Below are 19,317 nucleotides of genomic sequence, written 5' to 3' on the forward strand. Positions count from 1 at the left end.
GCATCGGCGTTAAAACTTCATCCCTCATCACTCTGACTTTTGATTTTTGCCTTTTGACTTTTCCTCATCCTTCGGGTCTCTGCGCCTCTGCGTTAAAACTTCATCCCTCATCACTCTGACTTTTGATTTTTGCCTTTTGACTTTCCCTCATCCCTCATAATTCATCCTTCAGTTCGCTGCTGCCAAGGTTTGGCTAATTTGCTCAAGGTGCAATTCGCCGTGACGGGCATAGTAGCGCGCAATCTGCTCAAGCGTTACTTCGCCATTTTCTGGGTGCCATGCAGTGCGTTCAAAACTGGCGAGATCAAGCGAGTTGACTAAGGTTGCGGCGCGTTCTTGCAGGCCCTGCAAAATCAGCAACGATGGCTCGATTGAGCCAATGCTATCGGCGGTCGTCACCCAGGTATCTTGCTCGAACGGCTTGAGGGTTGGATGCTCTTCCAACAGCAACAATTTCATCCGAATAAACAAATTCATCTGCGCATCAGCAAGATGATGAATATTTTGGGCAACTGTCCATTCGTTCGCCAGATAAGGCGTATTTAATTGCTCAAGGTTCAAACGATCGACCAACGCATGCAACTGGGCTGGCAAATGCAAAATCGTTGCTACAAGTGCATCGCGTTCGGTAGCAGTTAACATGGATGGCTCACTTTCGTTTGCTGAAGAGATACAACACTAAGCCCAAAATCACGATGCTCCAATAGTTGATGATGCGATCGAGGAAGGCGACGGCGGTGCTGGTGGTTTGGCCCACATCAAACAACATCATCACGCCAGCAATCCCAACTTCGACCAAGCCCAAGCCACCAGGCAAGGCTGGCACGGCGGTTAGCAACGAGCTAGCCAAGGCCACAAAAATAATTGCTGATAACGATAAGCCTAAGCCGCCCATCGCTTCAATCACAAAAAATAATCGCATCGACTCGCCTAGCCAAACGACGATCGTCAACAGCAACAGAACCGGCAAGCGCGAAGGCCGGAACGATGAGAGCGTGCCTTCCTCGAAGCGGGCATAGAAATCATGAAAGCGTTTTGGCAAGGCACGGCGAATCAACGGGCTAAGATAGCGCATCGACATCAAGCCAATTACCAACAAAATTGTCAAAACGATGCCAATGATAAAGAGCCGTTCTGTCCAGCTATTGAGATGGCCGCGAAAAACCAACAAGCCCGAAACCACCAGCATGCCAAACAGCACAATCATATCGACGATGCGCTCGGCGAAAATCGTGCCCAGCGTGCGTGAGAACGAAGCATCGCCGTTTTTCTTGACCAAATAGCCGCGATAGGCATCGCCTAATTTGGCTGGCACAACACAGTTGGCAAACCACGAAAGCCCAATAAACTCGCTGAGCGGCCCAACTCCGGCCCAACGCTTGCGAGCTTGCGGGCTATCAACCTCGAAGCCAGCGCTGCGCAAAATAATTCGCCATCGTAAGGCGCGCACTGGAAAAAGACCATAAAAAACAAGAAAGCCAGCAGCATACAGCCAAGGATTGGTTTGGCCGATTTGCCGCCACATATCGGCCAAGTTAATATCGGCGCGCCAAAAAGCAAAGCCAAGAATCGCAAAGGCAATCCCAAACGAGGCCAATGATTTAATGTTCAGAAATTTATCGCGCAGCGAAAAACCGCTTGAACGAACATCGGCCAAATCTTCGGGCATTTGATCAGCAGCTAAAGGTGCTGCTTCAGCCGCCTGTTCAACCAACTGCTCAAGCGCTTCGGTTTCAGCAGGGCGCGGTAAGCCTTGGTCGGTTTGCTCAGGGCGTAAACTCGGCGTATTAGCGTGAGATTGCGATTTCATAATGATCCAATTGTGTATAACACTAGGCCAAATGCCAGCATCGGCGAACGATCTAGCAATCGTACTCGCTTTTGTACCAATCCCAATAGCGCTCTAGGCCATCCTCAATATCGGTGGTTGGCTTCCAACCGAGCAATTGTTGCGCCTTGCTGGTATCGGCAAAGGTAATTGGCGGGTCGGCAGAGGATAAGGGCTTGGCTTCGATAATTGCTTCAATGCCAGTAATTGCTTGCAGCGTATCAATAAAGCTGCGCAGCATCACCGGGGTTGAGTTGCCAAGATTAAAAATATCAAAAGCCCGATCGCTATCGAGCACCGCAATCACCCCCGAAACAATATCGTCAACGTAGGTCCAATCGCGGTAGACATCAACCCCGCCATTGTAAAGCACAATTGGTTCTCGCTTGCGCATGGCCTCAACAAAAATCGTCGGGGTCATGTCGGGGCGGCCTTTCGGGCCATAGACCGTGAAGAAACGCACCACGCGGGTGGGAATTTGAGTTTGATAATGGAAGGTGTAGGCCAGTAATTCGGCGGCTTTTTTGGTGGCCGCATACGGCGATAAGGGCTGATCGGTGGCTAAAGCTTCGTGCCATGGCGTTGGCGCAAGCCCATACACCGACGACGTTGAGGCCTGCACAAAGGCTTGAATGCCATATTTAATCGCTGCCTGCCAGACGTTAACCGAGCCTTCAACATTAACTGCGCTATACAACGCCGGGTGTTGCAACGAATAACGCGGATTGGCCATGCCCGCCAAATGGGCTACATGGCTTGGGCGATGTTGCTCAAACAAAGCCAATAAGCTGGCTGGATCGCGCAAATCGCCTTCCCAAAGCACAAAATTGGGGTGCTTGAGCAAATCGGCCACGTTGCGCCGTTTGCGTTCGGGGCTGTAATAGTCATTGAAATTATCGAATGCAATGACACGTTCGCCACGCTGCAACAGTGTTTCGCACAAATGCGAGCCAATAAAACCCGCACCACCCGTTACTAAATATGTCATGCACGCCACCCTTGGCGCTGTGTCAGAACCACACATAAGGCCCACACCGCGCTCAAATGAATTCCAAAATTCAACACATGGAGATTATCAAAAATGTTGTGCAACTGAATGGCGGTTATGATACCACAGCAGCCAATCGCTACCATCTGCCAAACCGTGCCGCGCGTCGCTTGAATTGCCAAATAGGCTTGGCGATAGACTGCCGCAATCAGCACCAAATAGGCCAGCAAACCCAACAAACCAGCTTCTGCCGCAATATGAATGTAGTAGTTGTGCGAGTGGCCTTGCGATTCCGACCAGTGGCCAACAAAAAACTCAGGATAAGCCCGATTGAAGTTGTCGGGGCCAACGCCTAGCACTGGATTGGCCAGAAACATATTTGCCCCAGCTTGCCAATGGGCCATGCGTTCGACGACCGCAAAATTTTCATCGGTTACGGTTACGCGGCCTGCATCAAAAATGCGTAGATTGTTGGTTAGGCTGCTAATTCGCTCGCTAATGACCGCCGGAAATAGCTCTGGCTGGCTGATAACTGCCAACAGCATCACAGCGCCAAGCCCAATTAATGGTAAGGCTCGTCGCCGATCAACTGCCAGCAGCATCACCGCCAGCGCACCCATGATCCCAATCCAAGCGCCGCGCGAAAAACTCACGCCAATTGCCGCCAGAATAATCAGGCTTGCACCGCCGCTCAAGGCCGCGCCCAGCAAATAGTGCCAGCGTTGGCGTTGCTGCCACCAAAACCAGAGCAAACCCAAGGCCACGCTCAAGGTTAAGGGCCACATCAACTCTAAAAAGCCAGCAAAGGTGTTGGGTTTGCCAATTGTGCCATAGGCGCGCACAGTCTCGCCAATCGCAAACGGGCCAGCACCCAGCCGATATTGCTGAATGCCAATCAGCGCTTCGATTACGCCAACCGTGAACATCACCGCAATCAGGCCAATTGCTCGCTTAGGCGTGGTAATCGTGGCAACCGTCACCACAAAGGCCAGAAAAGCCATAAACCAACGCACCACTTGCTTCAAGGCATCAACCGCGTTGTATTCGGTTAGGCCTGCCGAGAGCAACAGCGCCATCAAAAACAGGCTCCATGGCACCAGCAAGGTTGTATCGATGATGATTTTGCGCTGCGCCATGCCATATAAGAGCCACGCCCCCAGCGCCATGATGCCAATCACATGAGTTGCGGTCAGGCCAAGCGGAAAGCTCAGCAACTCTTGAATCATGACGGTGGCAACAGTTAAGCTCAAACCCAGCGCTGGCTGAATCAGCATGCCAACCAACAACATGCCACAAATAATTAATGTTGCTGCTTGGGCAAATGGCAGCAGGCTGATGATGGCCACTCCTGCCAGCCCCAAGCCTGCCAACAGCCAATCTAATGGCTGGATGGAGCGCAAAGTTAATGCTCGACGCTGCATGGCGATGCGTGGCTCCTCTCTAAAGCTCATGGGTATGCCAAAATCCCGAGCCATCCACGCCGATGCTCAGGACGCTTGCTAGGCGAAACTTGGGCTTATTGAATTTCGCCACGTTTGCGTAATTGCTCAGCAAACCATGGAATTGTTTTTTCCAAGCCTGCTTGCAAGGTCACTTGTGGCTCCCAATCCAAGACCCGTTTGGCTTTGCTAATATCTGGCTGGCGATTTTGCGGATCATCCTTAATCCGCAGTTCGGGCTTGACAACTGTGCCAGCAGGATTGTTGGTAATCGCATTGACGATTTCGGCAAACTCGCGCATGTTGAACTCGTGGGGGTTGCCAATGTTAACTGGCTCGACCTCATCGGAGAGCAACAAACGATACACGCCTTCGACCAAATCGCCCACAAATTGGAACGAGCGGGTTTGCAAGCCATCGCCGTAGAGGGTCAGCGGCTCGCCGCGCAAGGCTTGTTGAATGAAGTTTGGCACAACCCGCCCATCGGCCAAGCGCATGCGAGGGCCGTAGGTGTTGAAAATCCGCACAATCCGCGTTTGCACGCCGTGGTAGGTGTGGTAGGCCATGGTCATGGCTTCGGCAAAGCGCTTGGCTTCATCGTACACGCCGCGAGGCCCAATTGGGTTCACATGCCCCCAATAGGTTTCTGGTTGCGGGTGAACTTGCGGATCGCCATAGACTTCTGAGGTTGAGGCGATCAAGAAGCGTGCGCCTTTGGCTTTGGCCAACCCGAGGGCATTGTGGGTTCCCAAAGCCCCAACCTTAAGCGTTTGAATCGGCAGTTCAAGATAATCGATTGGCGAGGCTGGCGAGGCAAAGTGCAGGACTGCATCCAGCGGGCCGGGCAAGAAAATATAGTTGGTCACATCATGGCGAATAAATTGAAAATCGTCTTGACCAACTAAATCGGCAATATTTTCCGGATTGCCAGTGATGAAATTATCCATCCCAACAACCGAATGGCCTTCGGCAAGAAAACGCTCACACAAGTGTGAGCCTAAAAACCCTGCTGCTCCCGTGATCAACACGCGCATCGTGAACTCCTTCAAACAGAATATCGGCGCAGAAGTCGCCCTATTCTAAACGCAGATTGCTTGGCTGAATATTAAGTATTTCTAAGCGTTGCTTCGACGAAGCATGTGCTTATTCATTGGCTGCCGATTCTGATTCTAGCTCAGGATCGGGGCGTTTTTTGCGCGCCAACAAACCGCGCCGTTTGAGGCGGGCACTTTCACTTTCTTTGCGATAATCGACCAGCTTGCTTTCTTCGGTCATGCGGTCGATAAACATAATTCCATCGAGGTGATCAAACTCGTGCTGCGCAATATGCCCAACTTTGTAATCTTCAGCGGGAATATGCCGCAAGCGTTGTTCGCGCCCTTTGAGATCGTAATATTTGATCGTGACCCATTTGTGGCGTGGCACTTTGGTGTAGCGGCCTGGCATGCTCAAGCAGCCTTCTTGCAGCATATGGGTTTCTTCGCTGGCCTTAACAATCTCTGGGTTAACCATCACATACAAAACCGCTGGCGCAATTTCGGTGCGCTCGCCAGTTTCTTCGTCTTCTTCATATTGGGCTGGCTCTTCGATTACCACCACGCGCCGCGAAACCCCAACTTGGGGCGCGGCAATGCCCACGCCACGGGCCTCGCGCATGGTTTCGATCATATCATCAACCAAGCCTGCCAAGCTTTGGTCAAAACTGGTAATGCGCTTGGCCTTGGCTCGCAAGACCACTGCATCGGTTGGATCTTCTATCTGCAATACCCGTCGTACTGCCATGGGATAACCTCCTTATTGTTGCTAGCGTTCATTATAGCACCCTCATTTCTTAATCTGATCTTTACATACTGATGAGTTGGGCTTGATATGTGGTGGCTAGACTAGCGGCTGTGTCCAGTTGAAGAATGGTGTGTTGCCAAGTTGGAGGGATTTCCATGACCAGCCACGATCAGCGTGCAGAGCGCAAAAGTATTTGGCACGATTTATTAGAACGTCGGATTAATCGCCGGAGCCTTGTTGCGACTGGTGCTGCTGCCGCTGCGGTTGCAGCCTTGCCGTTGGATCTGCAAACTGCTGAAGCTGCCCACTATAACGCTCCAATGTCGGCTCCAGCCTTGGCCCAGCGCCAAGCCCAAGGTTCCTTGCCATTCAAGCCAATCGGCACCAGCACCGCCGACGATTTGATTTTGCCCGAAGGCTTTCGCTACGATTTGTTGGCCCATCGCGGCCACGATATGGGCAATGGCAATCAGTTCGGCGAAAACGCCGACTTCTTGGCTTTCTTCCCAATTGATATGCTCGAAAAAGGGCTTGACCAAAATCGGCCTCAATTTGGCTTTACCCGCAGCGATTTATCGAGCAGCGATGGCTTGTTGCTGGTCAACCACGAATATATCAACCCGATGTTTATCTCAGGCTACACTGGCTCGGGCGCAAAATCGAGCGATCAGATCAATGCCGAAAAACATATGGTTGGCATGAGCGTAATTCGGGTCAAGCGCAATAGCGATGGCCGTTGGTATTTCGACCAAACTGATGCCGCTCACAACCGCCGCATCGACGCAACCACGCCAATCACCCTGACCGGCCCTGCTGCCAACATCGATGGCGGCCCAATCGCGATTGGCTCACTTGGCAATTGTTCAGGCGGCGTAACGCCTTGGGGCACGGCGCTGAGCTGCGAAGAAAACTTCCAAGATTATCCCAATGCTGCGCCAACTGGCTACGGCTGGGAGCCAGAAATTTATGCCAAACGCCACTATGGCTGGGTCGTCGAAGTTGACCCATTTGATAAAAACAGCACGCCACGCAAACACACCGCCTTGGGCCGCTTCCGCCACGAAAATGTGGCCGTGCGGGTTGGCGGCGATGGCACGGTTGTGGCCTATATGGGCGACGACAAAGCCGATTCATGCGTTTATAAATTCGTGGCCGAGCGCAAATTGACCAACTTGGCCGATCGCCCAGGCAATATGCAAATTCTCGAAAGCGGCCAACTCTACGCCGCCGACTTTGCCAATGGCAAATGGATTTTGCTCGATTACAACAGCCAAAGCGCCTTGCAAAGCGCCAAAGATAGCAAAGGCAATTTGCTCTTTACCTCGCAAGCAGATGTGCTGGCCGATGCCCAAGCGGCAGCCATGGCGCTCAAAGCCACGCCAGTTGATCGCCCAGAAGATATTGAAATTCACCCACTTGATGGCAGCGTTTACGTGGCCTTGACCAACAACACTGGCCACGGCAACTTCCACGGCCAAATCGTGCGCTTGGCCGAAACCGATGGCAACCCCGCTGCCATGAGCTTCGATTGGAGCATTTTTGCGGTTGGTGGCTCACAAAGCGGCTTCTCATCGCCCGACAACTTAGTGTTCGATGGCGAAGGCAACCTGTGGATGGTAACCGACATCTCATCATCGCGCACCAACAAAGGCATCTACAAATTCCAAGGCAACAACGGTCTATTTTTCTTCCGCACCAGCGGCCCCGATGCTGGCATCGCCTTCCAATTTGCCTCAGGGCCAGTTGAATGCGAGCTGACCGGGCCATGCTGGTCGCCTGATGGCCGCACCCTGTTCCTCTCAATTCAACATCCAGGCGAAGAATCCAAGAGCCTGACTGAATTGAGCAGCCACTGGCCAATCGGTGGCAACGAAGTCCCACGCTCAGGGGTTGTGGCAATTACTGGCTTCAAGCGCTAGAACGTAGATCGCAGCTATAGCGCAGCCTCCAACGCCGTGGGCTGCGCCTTTGTTTGATTTGGGAGTTTACCCATGACCATGCAAGAGTTTTTGGTTCACGAACGGACATTGTTGGGCGCTTTGGATAGTTTTGGCGGAACCTTGGTGCGCACCCGCCCTCAACTTGCCGCCGATTACAACGAATATCTCGACGATTTTGCCCAACGCTGGCTTGATAGTGGTTATCCCAACGAGCTGGATAGCATTTCGACCTATTGGGTGCAGGCCTATTTGAGCAGCCTCAGCCTCGCTGAACGCGAAGTTGCCAAAGCAGCCTTGCACAGCTTTTTCGATTGGGCAATCAGCCAAGCGCTGATCGAGCAAGCGCCCTTGGGTGGTGGCTATCTTTCGTGAATAGCGCTTGCGCATACCAAGCCCCAATTCGCCCAACGGCCCCAAATTCTTTATTAATTGGAGCGATGATCGCTCTGTTATCGACACGAGATCTATTTATTCTCAATAGAATCGTTTTGTTTCAATGATTCGCCACCCTTCCGTCCCTCCGCCGGAGGGAAACGCAGGGGGTTTTCATCCCCCTGCACCCCCTAAAATTCATTTGTTGGATTATTCCGTCCAACTATCATTCTCAACTAGTTAGCTTCCAATGTGTAACCACCCTAGAAGGTATAACTCCGATTGCCTCAAGTGCCCGCCTCGCGTACAATCGCCATATGCATGAACGCTGGCATCGCTGGTTATATAGCCGCTGGTGGTATGCGGCGGCGCTGCTGTATCTGGCCGCTGCATTAATCTGGCCCGCCCTTGGCAAACGCTCAGGCCCAACTAGTCGCTTGGTTGAAGTGCTGATTTTGCTGGTCTGTGTCGGGCGTTTTTGGTTGCCTGCCAAAATGCGGCCACATGCGGCGTTAGCCAAAGGCTGGCGGATTTTGGCCTTGCAATGGGGCATGTTGGCACTTTATCGCGGCTTGGGTGGCACGCTCACCAGCATCAAAGGCCTAAGCCAAGTTGTGCTGCCAATTATTGTCTATGTGCCAACCGTGGTGATGGCTGGCGCATTTTTTGTGAGCCTACCATTTAGCCAGCGCCGCCGCAGTAGCATTGTGCTCGATTGGTTTGGCTTGAGCGTTGGCTTGATGATTATTACTACGATTGCGATTCGCCAAGTTGTGCCCAACGTTGCTTGGTATGATGGTCTATTTGTCGGAGCCGATCTCTCGTTGCTTTACGCGCTCGATCTGATTCGCCAGCAACAGCCAAAGCGTTGGCAAGCCTTGTTTCGCCAGCTGAGCAGCGGCATTTTGGCCTTGAGTTTGGTGGATTTGGCTTGGATTTTCGACCGCAGTAAATTAGTTGGGTTGCCAATTGGGGCGTTATATTGTGTTGCTTGGCTGATTTTGGCTCAAGCAGCGGCAATTCATCCCAACGATACTAGCCCGCTCAATAATCAACTCAGCATCGATACGCTTGCCAAACGCAGCATTCCATATGTGATTTTTCTGGGTGGCTTGGGCTTTACAATTGCCACTGGTGAGCTACGTTTTGCGCTTTTGCTATTGCCATTATTGCTGCTGCGCATCAGCGTTGAGATGAGCGAAGCCCAACAACTTTCGCTGCGACTCGAACAAGCGCGGCGTGAGGCAACCCATGCCCGCGACGAGGCCGAATTTCTGCGCGAACTGCTGCGCTCATCAATTCACGATTTGCGTTCACCAATCGATGGAGCCACAGGCTTAATCAATGTCTTGGAGCGGCAACCGCAACGCATGCAATTATGGAATTTATTGCGGGTGCAAATTGAAGATATTGGCCAGCAAATGCACGATCTGTTGGATATTGCCCGCGCCCAAACCAAAGCTATGCTGCACCAAGCTCCGGTTGATTTGGCTGAAATCTGTAACGCTGAAATTGCCCGTTTAGAGGCCAGCGCTGCTTTCGCCCAAAAAGCCAATAAACCGCAAATTCAAGCACGGCTGCAATCAATTCAGGCCCATACCAACCAGCGTTTACTTGGGCGGGCACTCTATAATCTCTTGAAAAATAGCCTTGATCATGGTGGCGATCAGCTGAGTGTAAGCATCGAAGTTCATGCTGCACAGATCACGATTCTTATTCACGACAATGGGTCGGGCTTTCCGCAGCATGTGCTCAATTTAGAACCAAGCAGCAGCGATGGCGAGGGCTATGGTTTTGGCCTACGCGGCGTTTTGGCCAACCTGAGCTTAATTGGGGCTAGCCTACAGTTGGAAAATCGCCAAGGAGCCTGGGCCTGCATTCAATTGCCACGAAGCTACCTGTAGTAGTTCGTTACCTTAACCACCGAATCAGGACTCCCCTCGCCCGCGTTCAGTGGGAGAGGGGTTGGGGGTGAGGGCGTTGCCAATCCAATGAACTACTACAGCGAGCGATCTAGGAGGATTTAGCGGTGAAGTATCGAGCATTTGTGGTCGAAGATAGCGAAGTTCATGCAACCTTAGCCGAGTTGCTGTTGCAAGAAGCTGGCTTTGAGGTAACTATTTGGCGCTCAATTCGCCAAGCTTGGCATTGGTTTGAGCATGATCAAACCACGCAACCAATGCTGGGCTTGCTCGATATTAAATTGCCCGACCCCAGCTTTCCACGTTTAGAGGGCACGGTACTGGCAGCAGCGATTAGCGATGCAGTGGCTCAAGCTCGCCATGCGCCAGTACATTTGGTGGCAATTAGCAGCGAACTCAATCCACAGCGCGAGTGGGCAGCGCTGGCAACTGGCTGTAGCGCAGTGCTGAGCAAACCGTTAACGCCGCTCAAAGCTCAATGGCTAGCCGAATTAATGACCCAGCCCGTGCCTGCACTAAATGATGAAATTAGTGCTGTGGCGTTTCGCCAAGGCCAGCTTGATGTGCTGAATCTATTGGAGTTACAGCAGCGCCCAGCCCCACGCTTGTGGAACGGCGACGATGTGCGCAATCTTTTGGCGGTGCTCACGACGGGGTTTCATGTGGGCGAGCAAGGGCGGCAAGCAGGCATGAATTTACAAGACGAATTTGGCGGGGCAACCGCCGCCCATGTTGCCTTGCGCTCATGCTTACCGTTGCTGGAAAGCGATCAGGCGCGCTTATTGGGGCTGTTATTGCATGGAGTTGCCCAACAAACCATCGCTGGCCGTTTAGGGTTAGGTCGACGCAAACTTGAGAGCCAAATTGAGCAGCTGTTGCAGCAATTAGCAATTTTGCTGAGCCAACGTTAATTGTTGGCTCAATGCTCGTTCATCGCGTGGTGTTCGTCTTCGCGTGAGAGATAATAGGTCATGCTATGCAGCAAGGCCACAGGGTCGATATGTCGCACCCAAACATTCTCGGGCGTTTGCACCACCACCGGCGCATAGTTCAAAATACCTTGCACGCCGTTTTCAACCAAGACATCGACGACTTCTTGGGCACGCACAGCTGGCACTGCCACAATTGCCAAACGAATGCCATGTTCTTTCAAAATCTTGGGCAAATCAGAATCGGGCTGAACACTGTTGCGGCCTAGTTGCAAGCCAATTTTTGAGGCATCGTTATCGAAAACCCCAATAATATCAATGCCCCGTGAGCGAAAGCCCTCGTAGCGAGCAATTGCCTGCCCAAGCGGCCCGACCCCAACCAGCACCACTGGCCAAACTTCGTGCAAACCCAAAATGCGCCGAATATGGCCCAGCAAATACTCGACGTTATAGCCAATGCCCTGTTTGCCAAATTCACCAAAATAGGAAAGATCTTTGCGAATTTGCGCGGCAGTTACCCCAATGCGTTCCCCCAACTCTTGCGAGGAAACCGAGCGAACACCTTCTTCGGCCAAATAACTCAGGCTACGTGCGTAAATTGGCAATCGCCGCACTACAACATCGGGAATTGCGTTGGGGGAGATGTCCATCCCGCACACTCCTTTGAAAACACCACAAAACGAGCCGCTCTGGCCATGCACCGTTGAGGCTGCTCAAACGAGGCTGGCGCTGCATTGCGCATCTCAATTGATATTGTGAAGTATAGTGCAAACTATGGAGATGTCAAGCGCTTTTAGGCGATTCTAATGCTCCGTTTAGCTAGTGCGATCAATCTATTTTGCAGCTAGCCAGCAATTTGTACCCGCTGTTTGCAGATTATTTGCTATGCAGTTGATGCTCCAGAATCACCTGATCAGTATTATCCACAAATTCGACTTTAACCGCAGGATTGGCCAAGAACAGCAAGCGAGCTTGCAAACCAGAACCAGCAGCAAAATAGAACACATCGCCATTTTTCAAGAAAATTTTAGCCAACTGCGCACTTTGACTTGGCATATAGCCATAGACTAAATAAAAAGGCTCATTTTCAATCGAAACTTGAGAAATAAATGGATCAGTCATAGGCGTTAAGCGATCGATACTCAGCCCTTTGGTATGAAATTCTTGCTGTGTTTGATCATGCCAACCGCTCGTTGAGCCAATCATCAAGCCCTCGGAGGCTTGAAATAAAAATACAAAGAGGCGATCACGTTCCAAACCAGGGATTTCATGAATAACGACATCATTAATATTGGAATGGCCAAGGATTTGTTCAGCTGTTTGTTCAATTTTTTGTTGGATAACTGGCTCAATTAGCGGAATCGAGGTTGGCTGCGGGGTCGCTGTTTCACAACTCGCAAGTAGCAAACAGACAATCAGAAGGTAGAAATATTTCATTGGCTATTCCTCTCTCTTTTGACTTTAGGCTAAAGCCTTGAGGTCTTCCACCGTTAGTGGTTTTTGGCGAAACCATGGGTATTCAAAGACCCGTTCACGTTCTTGATCAAGATTGAGCATTTCGGCTGAAAAACCGCTACTCGGATTCCCTTCAGTTTTTCGTACAATTAACACCGTAATTTGAGGTAAATTGTTGTGTTGACAGTAACGAAAAAGATGATCTAAATGTGCACCCAAGCTTTGTCGGGGTAAACCAACCAAGTCTCCCAATAGCGAATACGTTAGGGTTTGGCGGTTATGGGCAAGACTAATCAACACTTGATAAATTTGCAGTGCTCGTTCGTAGGTTGTCATCTCTGGCATAATGGCTCCTTGCTTTACTCTTGAATCCAATACCGATTATCAAGTATTTGCAGCTTAATCGTCAATAGTGGCGATAGGCTATTGGCTCTAGGCTTCAGGCTAGCGCAATAGATTTACAATTTTCAATAATCTCTTATCCCAAAAGCCCATAGCCCATAGCCATATCCTTCGCGCTCTTCGCGTCCTTCGTGGTTACACTGATCCCCGATCTCCAACAACTGATCCCCAGAACCTACATCCGTTCGATACAGGCAGCTAGCGCAAACACTGGTGGCCCAACCCGATTGAGAAATTCGGCTGGATGCAAGGCCAGAATACGCCAACCATGCTCAGCAGTAAAACGGCTGCGAATTTCATCCTCGCTGATGGCGCGGGGCACGTTGACGCTAGCAAATTCAACCCCAAACGCCAAGAGATAATAGCGGCCTTGCGGTTGCAACGCTTGCGCTAAATCAGCAATAAATGGCTCGCTATCAGCCTCATTGAACAAATGATAAAAGCCAGTATCGACGATTGCGCCAAATTTGCTTGGCAATAACGAAGGCTTGAGGCCATCGCCAACTTCAAAGCTCAGCCGTTGGGCAACCTCGGCAGGCAGTGCCGCAATTTTTTCGCGTGCTTGCTCAATCGCGCTTGGCACAAAATCGACTCCGACAACGCTATAGCCAAGTTGGGCGAGGCCAATTGCCAAATCGCCCGAACCACAACCAACATCAAGCAACGGATTTTGCGGTGGAAAAGCCTTGATCAAGTCGATCAGCGCTGGTTGCGGGGCCGCAACATCCCATGGCGGCACAGCAGTATAGACATTGGTAAAAAAATCCAGCGGTTCTTCGCCAAATCGGCCCATCACACACCTCCTACAATTAACGCTTTGGTTGACTATAACAAAGTAGCGTAGGCCAAAACTCAGCCCTGATACCGAATTTATAAACCAAAGAATAGCAACTACCTAGTTATAATGCAGCGCATTATGCTGCTATAATGCAAGTGGAAGTCTGAGAGGCATAGGTTCTAACCAGGGCAATCAAAGGAGCAACTGGATGAAAATCTTTTTGGATACTGCTGATGTAGAAGAAATTCGCCAAGGTGTGGCGATGGGCGTGGTTGATGGTGTGACCACCAACCCTTCATTAGCAGCAAAAGCAGGCCGCAACTTCCGTGATGTAGTTTTAGAAATTGTTGAAATTTGCCCCGGCCCAGTCAGTGCCGAAACCGTGGCATTGCAAGCCGATGAAATAGTCCGCGAAGGCCGCATTTTGGCCAAATGGGCACCTAATATTGTCGTTAAAGTACCCTTAATGGCCGAAGGCTTGAAAGCAGTCAAGCAATTGACCAGCGAAGGCATCAAAACTAACGTAACTTTGGTGTTTTCGGCCTCACAAGCCTTGTTGGCAGCCAAAGCTGGCGCAACCTTCGTTAGCCCATTCCTTGGGCGGCTCGACGATATTGGCCAAGATGGCATGATTTTGATTCGCGATATTGTCCAGATTTTCAAAAATTACAATATCCAAACCGAAGTTTTGGCCGCCTCAATTCGTCACCCAGTACACGTGCTGCAATCGGCATTGGCTGGCTCGCATGTTGCTACTATGCCGTTCAAAGTGCTGCAACAATTGGTCAAGCACCCGTTAACCGACAAAGGCATCGAAACCTTCTTAGTTGATTGGAAACAAGTTCCCGATGCCGCAACTGTGTTTGCTGAGTAATCAATGAGTAATGCACCTTCATCAGGGCAATCACCGGCTCCGCGTTTTCAACGCAGTAAACGCCCCCCGCTGCTTCGAAGGAAGGAGCGGGCTGGGCGTAAGCCTTGGGTGAACCCATGGAACTGGGCCAACATTCTAAGTTCGATTCGGATCATCGCAACGATTCCGTTGTTGATGTTGTTGCTTAACGACACTGCGGTCAGCTATTTTTGGGCATTTTGGTTTTATGCGATCGTCGCAATCACCGATTTGCTCGATGGCCAATTGGCTCGCAAATATGGCTGGGTCAGCAACTTAGGCATCTTCCTTGATCTCACCGCCGATAAAATTTATACTGCCGGCATTCTGATCTGTTTGGTTGCAACTAATCTGCTTGCGCCTTGGGCGGCGATTATTATTTTGGTGCGCGAATTTGTGGTTACTGGTTTGCGCTCACTGGCAGCAGCAGAAGGCGTGGTTATTCCATCTGGGCGTTGGGGCAAACTCAAAATGATTGTCACAATCCTAGCGCTTGGCTGGATTATGGTTCGCGCCAATATCGACCGCGCTGGCTGGTTTAATGCAATTGATGTTGGTGGCGGCTTGACGTGGCTCAGCCATTTATCATCAATTGTCTTGTGGCTGGCTGTGTTGCTTACCATCATGTCGGGTGTCGAATATATCTGGGCTGCTCGCGAAATTTTCCGCCAACCACCACGCCAAAACCAAGACTAAGGAGGCTGCGTGAATTACCTGCTGATTGCTGTAATCAGTTATTTGCTCGGTTCGATTCCCTTTGGGTTGCTGATTGGGCGCATGGTTGGTGGGATTGATGTTCGGTCGTTTGGTTCCAAGCGCACTGGCGCAACCAATGTGCTGCGCACCATGGGGCCGCGCTATGGCGGGTTGGTGTTTGTGCTCGATGCGCTTAAAGGCATCGTGGCAATTTGGGTCGCGCGGTGGCTCTTGCCCGATAATGCTTGGGCCATGGTGCTGGCAGCAATAATTGCCGTCGTTGGGCATATCTACCCAATTTTTGCAGGCTTTCATGGCGGGCGCGGCGTGGCCACTGGCTTGGGCGGTGTTTTAGGCCTGTTCCCTTGGGGATTTGTGGCAGCAGCCATAGTTTGGTGGCTGGTTGTTTGGTTGACCCGCTATGTTTCGTTGGCCTCAATTTTGGCGAGCATTGCGGCAGCAGCAACCGCTGGTGTATTTTTTGCGCTCGATCAAACCCATATCGCAATTGTGACCTACTGCGGCTTGATTGCCTTGGCGGTGGTTGTTTCGCACCGCGATAATATTACCCGCCTCCGCAACGGCACCGAAAGCAAATTTGGTCAGCGAGTGAGCGTCAAATAGCTATCCAGAATCAGACAAGCTTAAATTCGTGTACAATATCAAAACATGCAAACCATGCTTGATTAAGGTTTTGAGCAACTCTGGGTTTAAATTGCGCCTATGACCGATGCAGCAGCAACCTTGGCACTGATTGCTGAAGAAGTCGCCCACTGCACTGCTTGCCCACTTTGTCGCACCCGAACCAATGCAGTGCCGGGCGAAGGCCCAGCCGATGCCGAAATTTTGTTAATTGGTGAGGGGCCTGGCCAACGTGAAGATGCGCTTGGTCGGCCTTTCGTTGGGCCTTCGGGCGACTTACTCGAACAATGGTTGGCCGAAATTGGCCTTGCCCGTGAACAGGTGTTTATTGCCAATGTGGTCAAATGTCGGCCACCTGGCAACCGCGACCCTGAGCCAAGCGAAATTGCCGCTTGTGCCCAATTTTTAGATCGCCAAATTGCGGCCTTGGCTCCCAAGTTGATTGCGACCCTTGGGCGGCATTCGATGAACAAATTTTTCCCAGGTGGCAAAATTACTAAAATTCATGGCATTCGGGGCGTGAAACGGGTTGGTCAAACGGTATTTTTACCCTTGTTTCATCCAGCCTATGTGCTACGCAACATGAACGCCATGCCCGATGCAATCGCCGATATTCGGCTGGTTCCACGGCTAATTGCGCGGCTCAACCAGCGCTTGCACGAAGAAGCAAGCCAGCCAAGCGAGCCTGAAATCGACGAGTCAACAGCGCCACCACAACAAACATCAATGTTTTAAGGTCTCAGCGCCGAAACCACAGAACATCCGATTGGTTGATTTCGCGAAGAGGATTATGCATGAGCTTTTTTCGGCAACGCAGATCATTAATTGGGCTGGGGTTGCTGAACACTGGCTTATTAATCGCCACTTGGTGGCTGTTGTTTAATCTGTTGGGCTTAGAATTCACGTCCTTGTTTCGTTCGTGGCAACAGCAAGCCCCAACCTGGACTGATGGCCAAAAAACGACTGCCTTTCTTTTGCTGAGTTTGGGTTTGAGCTTGCCACGCATGCTTTGGCAATTGCTCTTGGAATGGCAAACCAGCTATCAATTTGAAGCTGATGGCTTGACGATTCGCACGTTGGGCTTGCTGCAATTTTATCCGTGGCAGGCAGTTGAGCAATTGCGGCCAGCCTATAGCTACGACGATTATGTGCAGCGCATCGATGTGCTGATGACAAACGAACTCGGCAAAGCGCCATGGTATCGGCGCTGGTTTTATCGCCATTATTGCAATAAAGTGCCGTTGTATGCCACATCGGGCCAATTAACCAGCTTGTTAAGCCAAATCAAGCAGCATTGGCCCACTAATGCAGTTTAGGCCAGCTGGCCTACGCTGTGATCTGAAGAACTGCTACTCATCGTTATGTGGAGTGGTACGACCAAGAAGCTTTATTTAACAACTATCTCAGCCAATGGGGTTGGGATTATCCATGAAAGGAGCCATGACGACAGTGCGAGCCTGCTTGCACTGTGGTTTGTATTCGTATGACTAAAAACAAATTACGGGTTATCCCACTTGGGGGCGCATCGGAAGTTGGCCGCAACATGTGGGTTTTTGAGTATGAAGAAGATATTATCATCTGCGATATGGGCGTGATGTTTCCCGAAAGCGAGATGATGGGCGTTGATTTGGTGTTGCCCGACATCACCTACTTGCGCGATAAGGTTGCCAATATTCGCGGCGTGTTGCTGACCCACGGCCACGAAGACCACATTGGGGCAGTGCCTTGGTTGATTGGCGATTTGGGCTTTCCCACGGTTTATGGCACAACCTTGACCTTGGGCTTGCTCTCGAATAAGCTCAAAGAACATCGCTTGACCGATAAAGTTTCGACCAAAACGATTGCTCCAGGCGATAAATTCCAGCTTGGTTGCTTCACGATTGAGCCATTCCACATTGCCCACTCCATCCCCGATTCGGTGGGCTTTGGCTTGACATCGCCCGCTGGCTTGGCCTTGTACATTACCGACTGGAAGCTTGACCATACGCCGGTTGATAACTGGCCAACCGAAATCGATCGCTTGGTTGATTTTGGCCGCCGCAACCCGATCGTTTTAGTGACCGACTGTGTGCGGGTGGAATCGAAGGGCTACACGCCGTCGGAGCGCGTGGTTGGCGATGCCTTTGATCAAATTTTTGCCACTGCACCAGGTCGAGTGATTATGGCCACCTTTGCCTCGAATATTTCGCGGGTGCAAATGGCGATTAATGCAGCGATTGATTATGGCCGCAAGGTCGTGCCTGTTGGCCGCTCGATGGAAAATAACACCTCGATTGCGCGCGAATTGGGCTATTTGGAAGTACCCGATGGCGTGTTGATTCGGCCAGGCGATATGAAAAACCTGCCTGATGACCAAATTGCCATTGTCTGTACTGGCAGCCAAGGCGAGCCGATGGCGGCGCTTTCGCGCATGGCCAACCGCGATCATCGCCAAATTTCGATTCAGCGTGGCGATACCGTCGTGATTTCAGCCTCGCCAATTCCAGGCAACGAAGTTTCGGTCTACAAAGTGATCGACAACTTATATAAACTTGGCGCGAATGTGATTTATGGTTCAGATTTGCCAGTTCACGTTTCGGGGCACGCAGCCCAAGAAGAGCTGAAAATGTTGCTCAACTTAGTGCAGCCGCAATATGTCATCCCCTTCCACGGCGATTATCGCCACCTTGCGCGTTACAAGCAATTGGCTGAGGGCATGGGCTTTAATGGCGACAATGTGCTGATTGCCGAGGGTGGCTCGATTATGGAATTCAGCCAAAACTATGGCAAACTGGTCAGCCGTGCGCCAGTTGGCCATGTCTTTGTTGATGGCGTTTCAGTTGGCGATATTGGTGGCGCAGTCGTTCGCGACCGCCAAATGTTGGCCAAAGATGGCATTTTGATGGTGGTTGTTTCAGTCGAATTGCAAACTGGCAATTTGGTTGCTGGGCCAGATATTGTTAGCCGTGGCTTTGTATCAACCCGCGACTCAACCGATTTGATTGAGGGAGCCAAGGAAGCAGTGCGAGCCTCGTTTAGCGAAAGCTATGTTGTGCCAGCGCGCGCCTTCAGCGATGGTGAAGAAACTGCCGAGGGCAACTCACCAGCAGTTTCATCGCCAGCAGCTCGCAAAATCAAAGAAGTGGTTGGGCGTTATCTCTACGAGCGCACCCGCCGCCGCCCAATGGTTATTCCGGTGGTGATGGAAGTCTAAACAATAAGCAACGAAAGGCCGCCTTGGAAGTGCTCCAAGGCGGCCTTTTTGATTAACCA

The 19,317-nt window shown here is 51.2% G+C and carries 20 protein-coding genes; 10 read left to right on the plus strand and 10 right to left on the minus strand.

All coding sequences use genetic code 11. From position 1 onward, the window contains the following. Window positions 1-168 precede the first annotated feature (168 nt). The 6 genes from JOD20_RS03485 to def all read right to left on the minus strand — a co-directional run bounded on the left by JOD20_RS03485 (window position 169) and on the right by def (window position 6,037). The gene (locus JOD20_RS03485) at window positions 169-642 is read right to left on the minus strand and encodes a DinB family protein (RefSeq protein WP_204753930.1); all 474 of its coding nucleotides are present in this window, start codon (window positions 640-642) and stop codon (window positions 169-171) included. A 7-nt stretch (window positions 643-649) separates the two neighbouring features. Continuing rightward, on the minus strand, window positions 650-1,810 hold the full coding sequence (locus JOD20_RS03490; RefSeq protein WP_204753931.1) for a lysylphosphatidylglycerol synthase transmembrane domain-containing protein: 1,161 nt from the start codon (window positions 1,808-1,810) through the stop codon (window positions 650-652). A 52-nt stretch (window positions 1,811-1,862) separates the two neighbouring features. Beyond that, the gene (locus tag JOD20_RS03495) at window positions 1,863-2,816 is read right to left on the minus strand and encodes a GDP-mannose 4,6-dehydratase (RefSeq protein ID WP_204753932.1); all 954 of its coding nucleotides are present in this window, start codon (window positions 2,814-2,816) and stop codon (window positions 1,863-1,865) included. Next, window positions 2,813-4,237: an O-antigen ligase family protein gene (locus JOD20_RS03500; protein WP_204753933.1), complete on the minus strand. Its 1,425-nt coding sequence runs from the start codon at window positions 4,235-4,237 to the stop codon at window positions 2,813-2,815. The genes JOD20_RS03495 and JOD20_RS03500 overlap by 4 nt, the downstream gene beginning before the upstream one ends. Before the next feature lie 95 nt (window positions 4,238-4,332). Continuing rightward, a complete protein-coding gene (locus JOD20_RS03505; protein ID WP_204753934.1) occupies window positions 4,333-5,289 on the minus strand; it encodes a UDP-glucuronic acid decarboxylase family protein in 957 nt (318 codons plus the stop codon). A gap of 109 nt (window positions 5,290-5,398) precedes the next feature. Further along, window positions 5,399-6,037 (minus strand): peptide deformylase, encoded by a 639-nt coding sequence (def, locus tag JOD20_RS03510; RefSeq protein ID WP_054532901.1) that lies wholly within the window; start codon window positions 6,035-6,037, stop codon window positions 5,399-5,401. A 155-nt stretch (window positions 6,038-6,192) separates the two neighbouring features. Between def and JOD20_RS03515 the strand changes: the two genes are divergently transcribed. The 4 genes from JOD20_RS03515 to JOD20_RS03530 all read left to right on the plus strand — a co-directional run bounded on the left by JOD20_RS03515 (window position 6,193) and on the right by JOD20_RS03530 (window position 11,182). Then, on the plus strand, window positions 6,193-7,956 hold the full coding sequence (locus JOD20_RS03515) for a PhoX family protein (RefSeq protein WP_204753935.1): 1,764 nt from the start codon (window positions 6,193-6,195) through the stop codon (window positions 7,954-7,956). 72 nt (window positions 7,957-8,028) lie between these two features. Then, a complete protein-coding gene (locus JOD20_RS03520; RefSeq protein ID WP_204753936.1) occupies window positions 8,029-8,349 on the plus strand; it encodes a hypothetical protein in 321 nt (106 codons plus the stop codon). 317 nt (window positions 8,350-8,666) lie between these two features. Further along, window positions 8,667-10,253 (plus strand): sensor histidine kinase, encoded by a 1,587-nt coding sequence (locus JOD20_RS03525; RefSeq protein ID WP_204753937.1) that lies wholly within the window; start codon window positions 8,667-8,669, stop codon window positions 10,251-10,253. Between the two features lie 125 nt (window positions 10,254-10,378). Next, window positions 10,379-11,182 (plus strand): response regulator, encoded by an 804-nt coding sequence (locus JOD20_RS03530; RefSeq protein ID WP_204753938.1) that lies wholly within the window; start codon window positions 10,379-10,381, stop codon window positions 11,180-11,182. Between the two features lie 8 nt (window positions 11,183-11,190). Here JOD20_RS03530 and JOD20_RS03535 read toward each other — a convergent pair whose 3' ends face one another. The 4 genes from JOD20_RS03535 to JOD20_RS03550 all read right to left on the minus strand — a co-directional run bounded on the left by JOD20_RS03535 (window position 11,191) and on the right by JOD20_RS03550 (window position 13,850). Further along, window positions 11,191-11,850 (minus strand): redox-sensing transcriptional repressor Rex, encoded by a 660-nt coding sequence (locus tag JOD20_RS03535; RefSeq protein ID WP_204753939.1) that lies wholly within the window; start codon window positions 11,848-11,850, stop codon window positions 11,191-11,193. A 226-nt stretch (window positions 11,851-12,076) separates the two neighbouring features. Further along, entirely contained in the window at window positions 12,077-12,637 is a 561-nt protein-coding gene (locus JOD20_RS03540; protein ID WP_204753940.1) for a hypothetical protein, read from the minus strand. A gap of 24 nt (window positions 12,638-12,661) precedes the next feature. Beyond that, window positions 12,662-13,000, minus strand: a complete 339-nt coding sequence (locus JOD20_RS03545; RefSeq protein ID WP_204753941.1) for a hypothetical protein — start codon at window positions 12,998-13,000, stop codon at window positions 12,662-12,664. Between the two features lie 232 nt (window positions 13,001-13,232). Next, window positions 13,233-13,850 carry a class I SAM-dependent methyltransferase gene (locus JOD20_RS03550; RefSeq protein ID WP_204753942.1) on the minus strand — a complete coding sequence of 206 codons (618 nt, stop codon included), beginning with the start codon at window positions 13,848-13,850 and terminating at the stop codon, window positions 13,233-13,235. 193 nt (window positions 13,851-14,043) lie between these two features. On the opposite strand from JOD20_RS03550, the gene fsa reads away from it, so the two are divergent. From fsa to JOD20_RS03580, 6 genes are all read left to right on the plus strand, one after another. Further along, window positions 14,044-14,709 (plus strand): fructose-6-phosphate aldolase, encoded by a 666-nt coding sequence (gene fsa / locus JOD20_RS03555; RefSeq protein ID WP_110519617.1) that lies wholly within the window; start codon window positions 14,044-14,046, stop codon window positions 14,707-14,709. A 108-nt stretch (window positions 14,710-14,817) separates the two neighbouring features. After that, window positions 14,818-15,423, plus strand: coding sequence for a CDP-diacylglycerol--glycerol-3-phosphate 3-phosphatidyltransferase (pgsA, locus tag JOD20_RS03560; RefSeq protein ID WP_204753943.1), 606 nt, complete (start codon window positions 14,818-14,820; stop codon window positions 15,421-15,423). A gap of 9 nt (window positions 15,424-15,432) precedes the next feature. Beyond that, window positions 15,433-16,047: a glycerol-3-phosphate 1-O-acyltransferase PlsY gene (gene plsY, locus JOD20_RS03565; RefSeq protein ID WP_204753944.1), complete on the plus strand. Its 615-nt coding sequence runs from the start codon at window positions 15,433-15,435 to the stop codon at window positions 16,045-16,047. Window positions 16,048-16,146: 99 nt separating this feature from the next. After that, window positions 16,147-16,800, plus strand: a complete 654-nt coding sequence (locus JOD20_RS03570; protein ID WP_204753945.1) for a uracil-DNA glycosylase — start codon at window positions 16,147-16,149, stop codon at window positions 16,798-16,800. 59 nt (window positions 16,801-16,859) lie between these two features. After that, on the plus strand, window positions 16,860-17,381 hold the full coding sequence (locus JOD20_RS03575; RefSeq protein ID WP_204753946.1) for a hypothetical protein: 522 nt from the start codon (window positions 16,860-16,862) through the stop codon (window positions 17,379-17,381). Window positions 17,382-17,548: 167 nt separating this feature from the next. Then, the gene (locus JOD20_RS03580) at window positions 17,549-19,258 is read left to right on the plus strand and encodes a ribonuclease J (RefSeq protein ID WP_054532924.1); all 1,710 of its coding nucleotides are present in this window, start codon (window positions 17,549-17,551) and stop codon (window positions 19,256-19,258) included. The last annotated feature ends 59 nt before the right edge of the window (window positions 19,259-19,317 follow it).

It is taken from the genome of Herpetosiphon giganteus (genome assembly GCF_016907925.1).
GTDB classification, from domain to species: domain Bacteria; phylum Chloroflexota; class Chloroflexia; order Chloroflexales; family Herpetosiphonaceae; genus Herpetosiphon; species Herpetosiphon giganteus.

Excerpts from the sequence above, each read along its gene's own strand:
- JOD20_RS03485 (WP_204753930.1), bottom strand. The coding sequence starts at position 642 with ATGTTAACTGCTACCGAACGCGATGCACTTGTAGCAACGATTTTGCAT.
- JOD20_RS03490 (WP_204753931.1), bottom strand. The coding sequence starts at position 1,810 with ATGAAATCGCAATCTCACGCTAATACGCCGAGTTTACGCCCTGAGCAA.
- JOD20_RS03495 (WP_204753932.1), bottom strand. The coding sequence starts at position 2,816 with ATGACATATTTAGTAACGGGTGGTGCGGGTTTTATTGGCTCGCATTTG.
- JOD20_RS03500 (WP_204753933.1), bottom strand. The coding sequence starts at position 4,237 with ATGCAGCGTCGAGCATTAACTTTGCGCTCCATCCAGCCATTAGATTGG.
- JOD20_RS03505 (WP_204753934.1), bottom strand. The coding sequence starts at position 5,289 with ATGCGCGTGTTGATCACGGGAGCAGCAGGGTTTTTAGGCTCACACTTG.
- def (WP_054532901.1), bottom strand. The coding sequence starts at position 6,037 with ATGGCAGTACGACGGGTATTGCAGATAGAAGATCCAACCGATGCAGTG.
- JOD20_RS03515 (WP_204753935.1), top strand. The coding sequence starts at position 6,193 with ATGACCAGCCACGATCAGCGTGCAGAGCGCAAAAGTATTTGGCACGAT.
- JOD20_RS03520 (WP_204753936.1), top strand. The coding sequence starts at position 8,029 with ATGACCATGCAAGAGTTTTTGGTTCACGAACGGACATTGTTGGGCGCT.
- JOD20_RS03525 (WP_204753937.1), top strand. The coding sequence starts at position 8,667 with ATGCATGAACGCTGGCATCGCTGGTTATATAGCCGCTGGTGGTATGCG.
- JOD20_RS03535 (WP_204753939.1), bottom strand. The coding sequence starts at position 11,850 with ATGGACATCTCCCCCAACGCAATTCCCGATGTTGTAGTGCGGCGATTG.
- JOD20_RS03540 (WP_204753940.1), bottom strand. The coding sequence starts at position 12,637 with ATGAAATATTTCTACCTTCTGATTGTCTGTTTGCTACTTGCGAGTTGT.
- JOD20_RS03545 (WP_204753941.1), bottom strand. The coding sequence starts at position 13,000 with ATGCCAGAGATGACAACCTACGAACGAGCACTGCAAATTTATCAAGTG.
- JOD20_RS03550 (WP_204753942.1), bottom strand. The coding sequence starts at position 13,850 with ATGGGCCGATTTGGCGAAGAACCGCTGGATTTTTTTACCAATGTCTAT.
- fsa (WP_110519617.1), top strand. The coding sequence starts at position 14,044 with ATGAAAATCTTTTTGGATACTGCTGATGTAGAAGAAATTCGCCAAGGT.
- JOD20_RS03570 (WP_204753945.1), top strand. The coding sequence starts at position 16,147 with ATGACCGATGCAGCAGCAACCTTGGCACTGATTGCTGAAGAAGTCGCC.
- JOD20_RS03575 (WP_204753946.1), top strand. The coding sequence starts at position 16,860 with ATGAGCTTTTTTCGGCAACGCAGATCATTAATTGGGCTGGGGTTGCTG.
- JOD20_RS03580 (WP_054532924.1), top strand. The coding sequence starts at position 17,549 with ATGACTAAAAACAAATTACGGGTTATCCCACTTGGGGGCGCATCGGAA.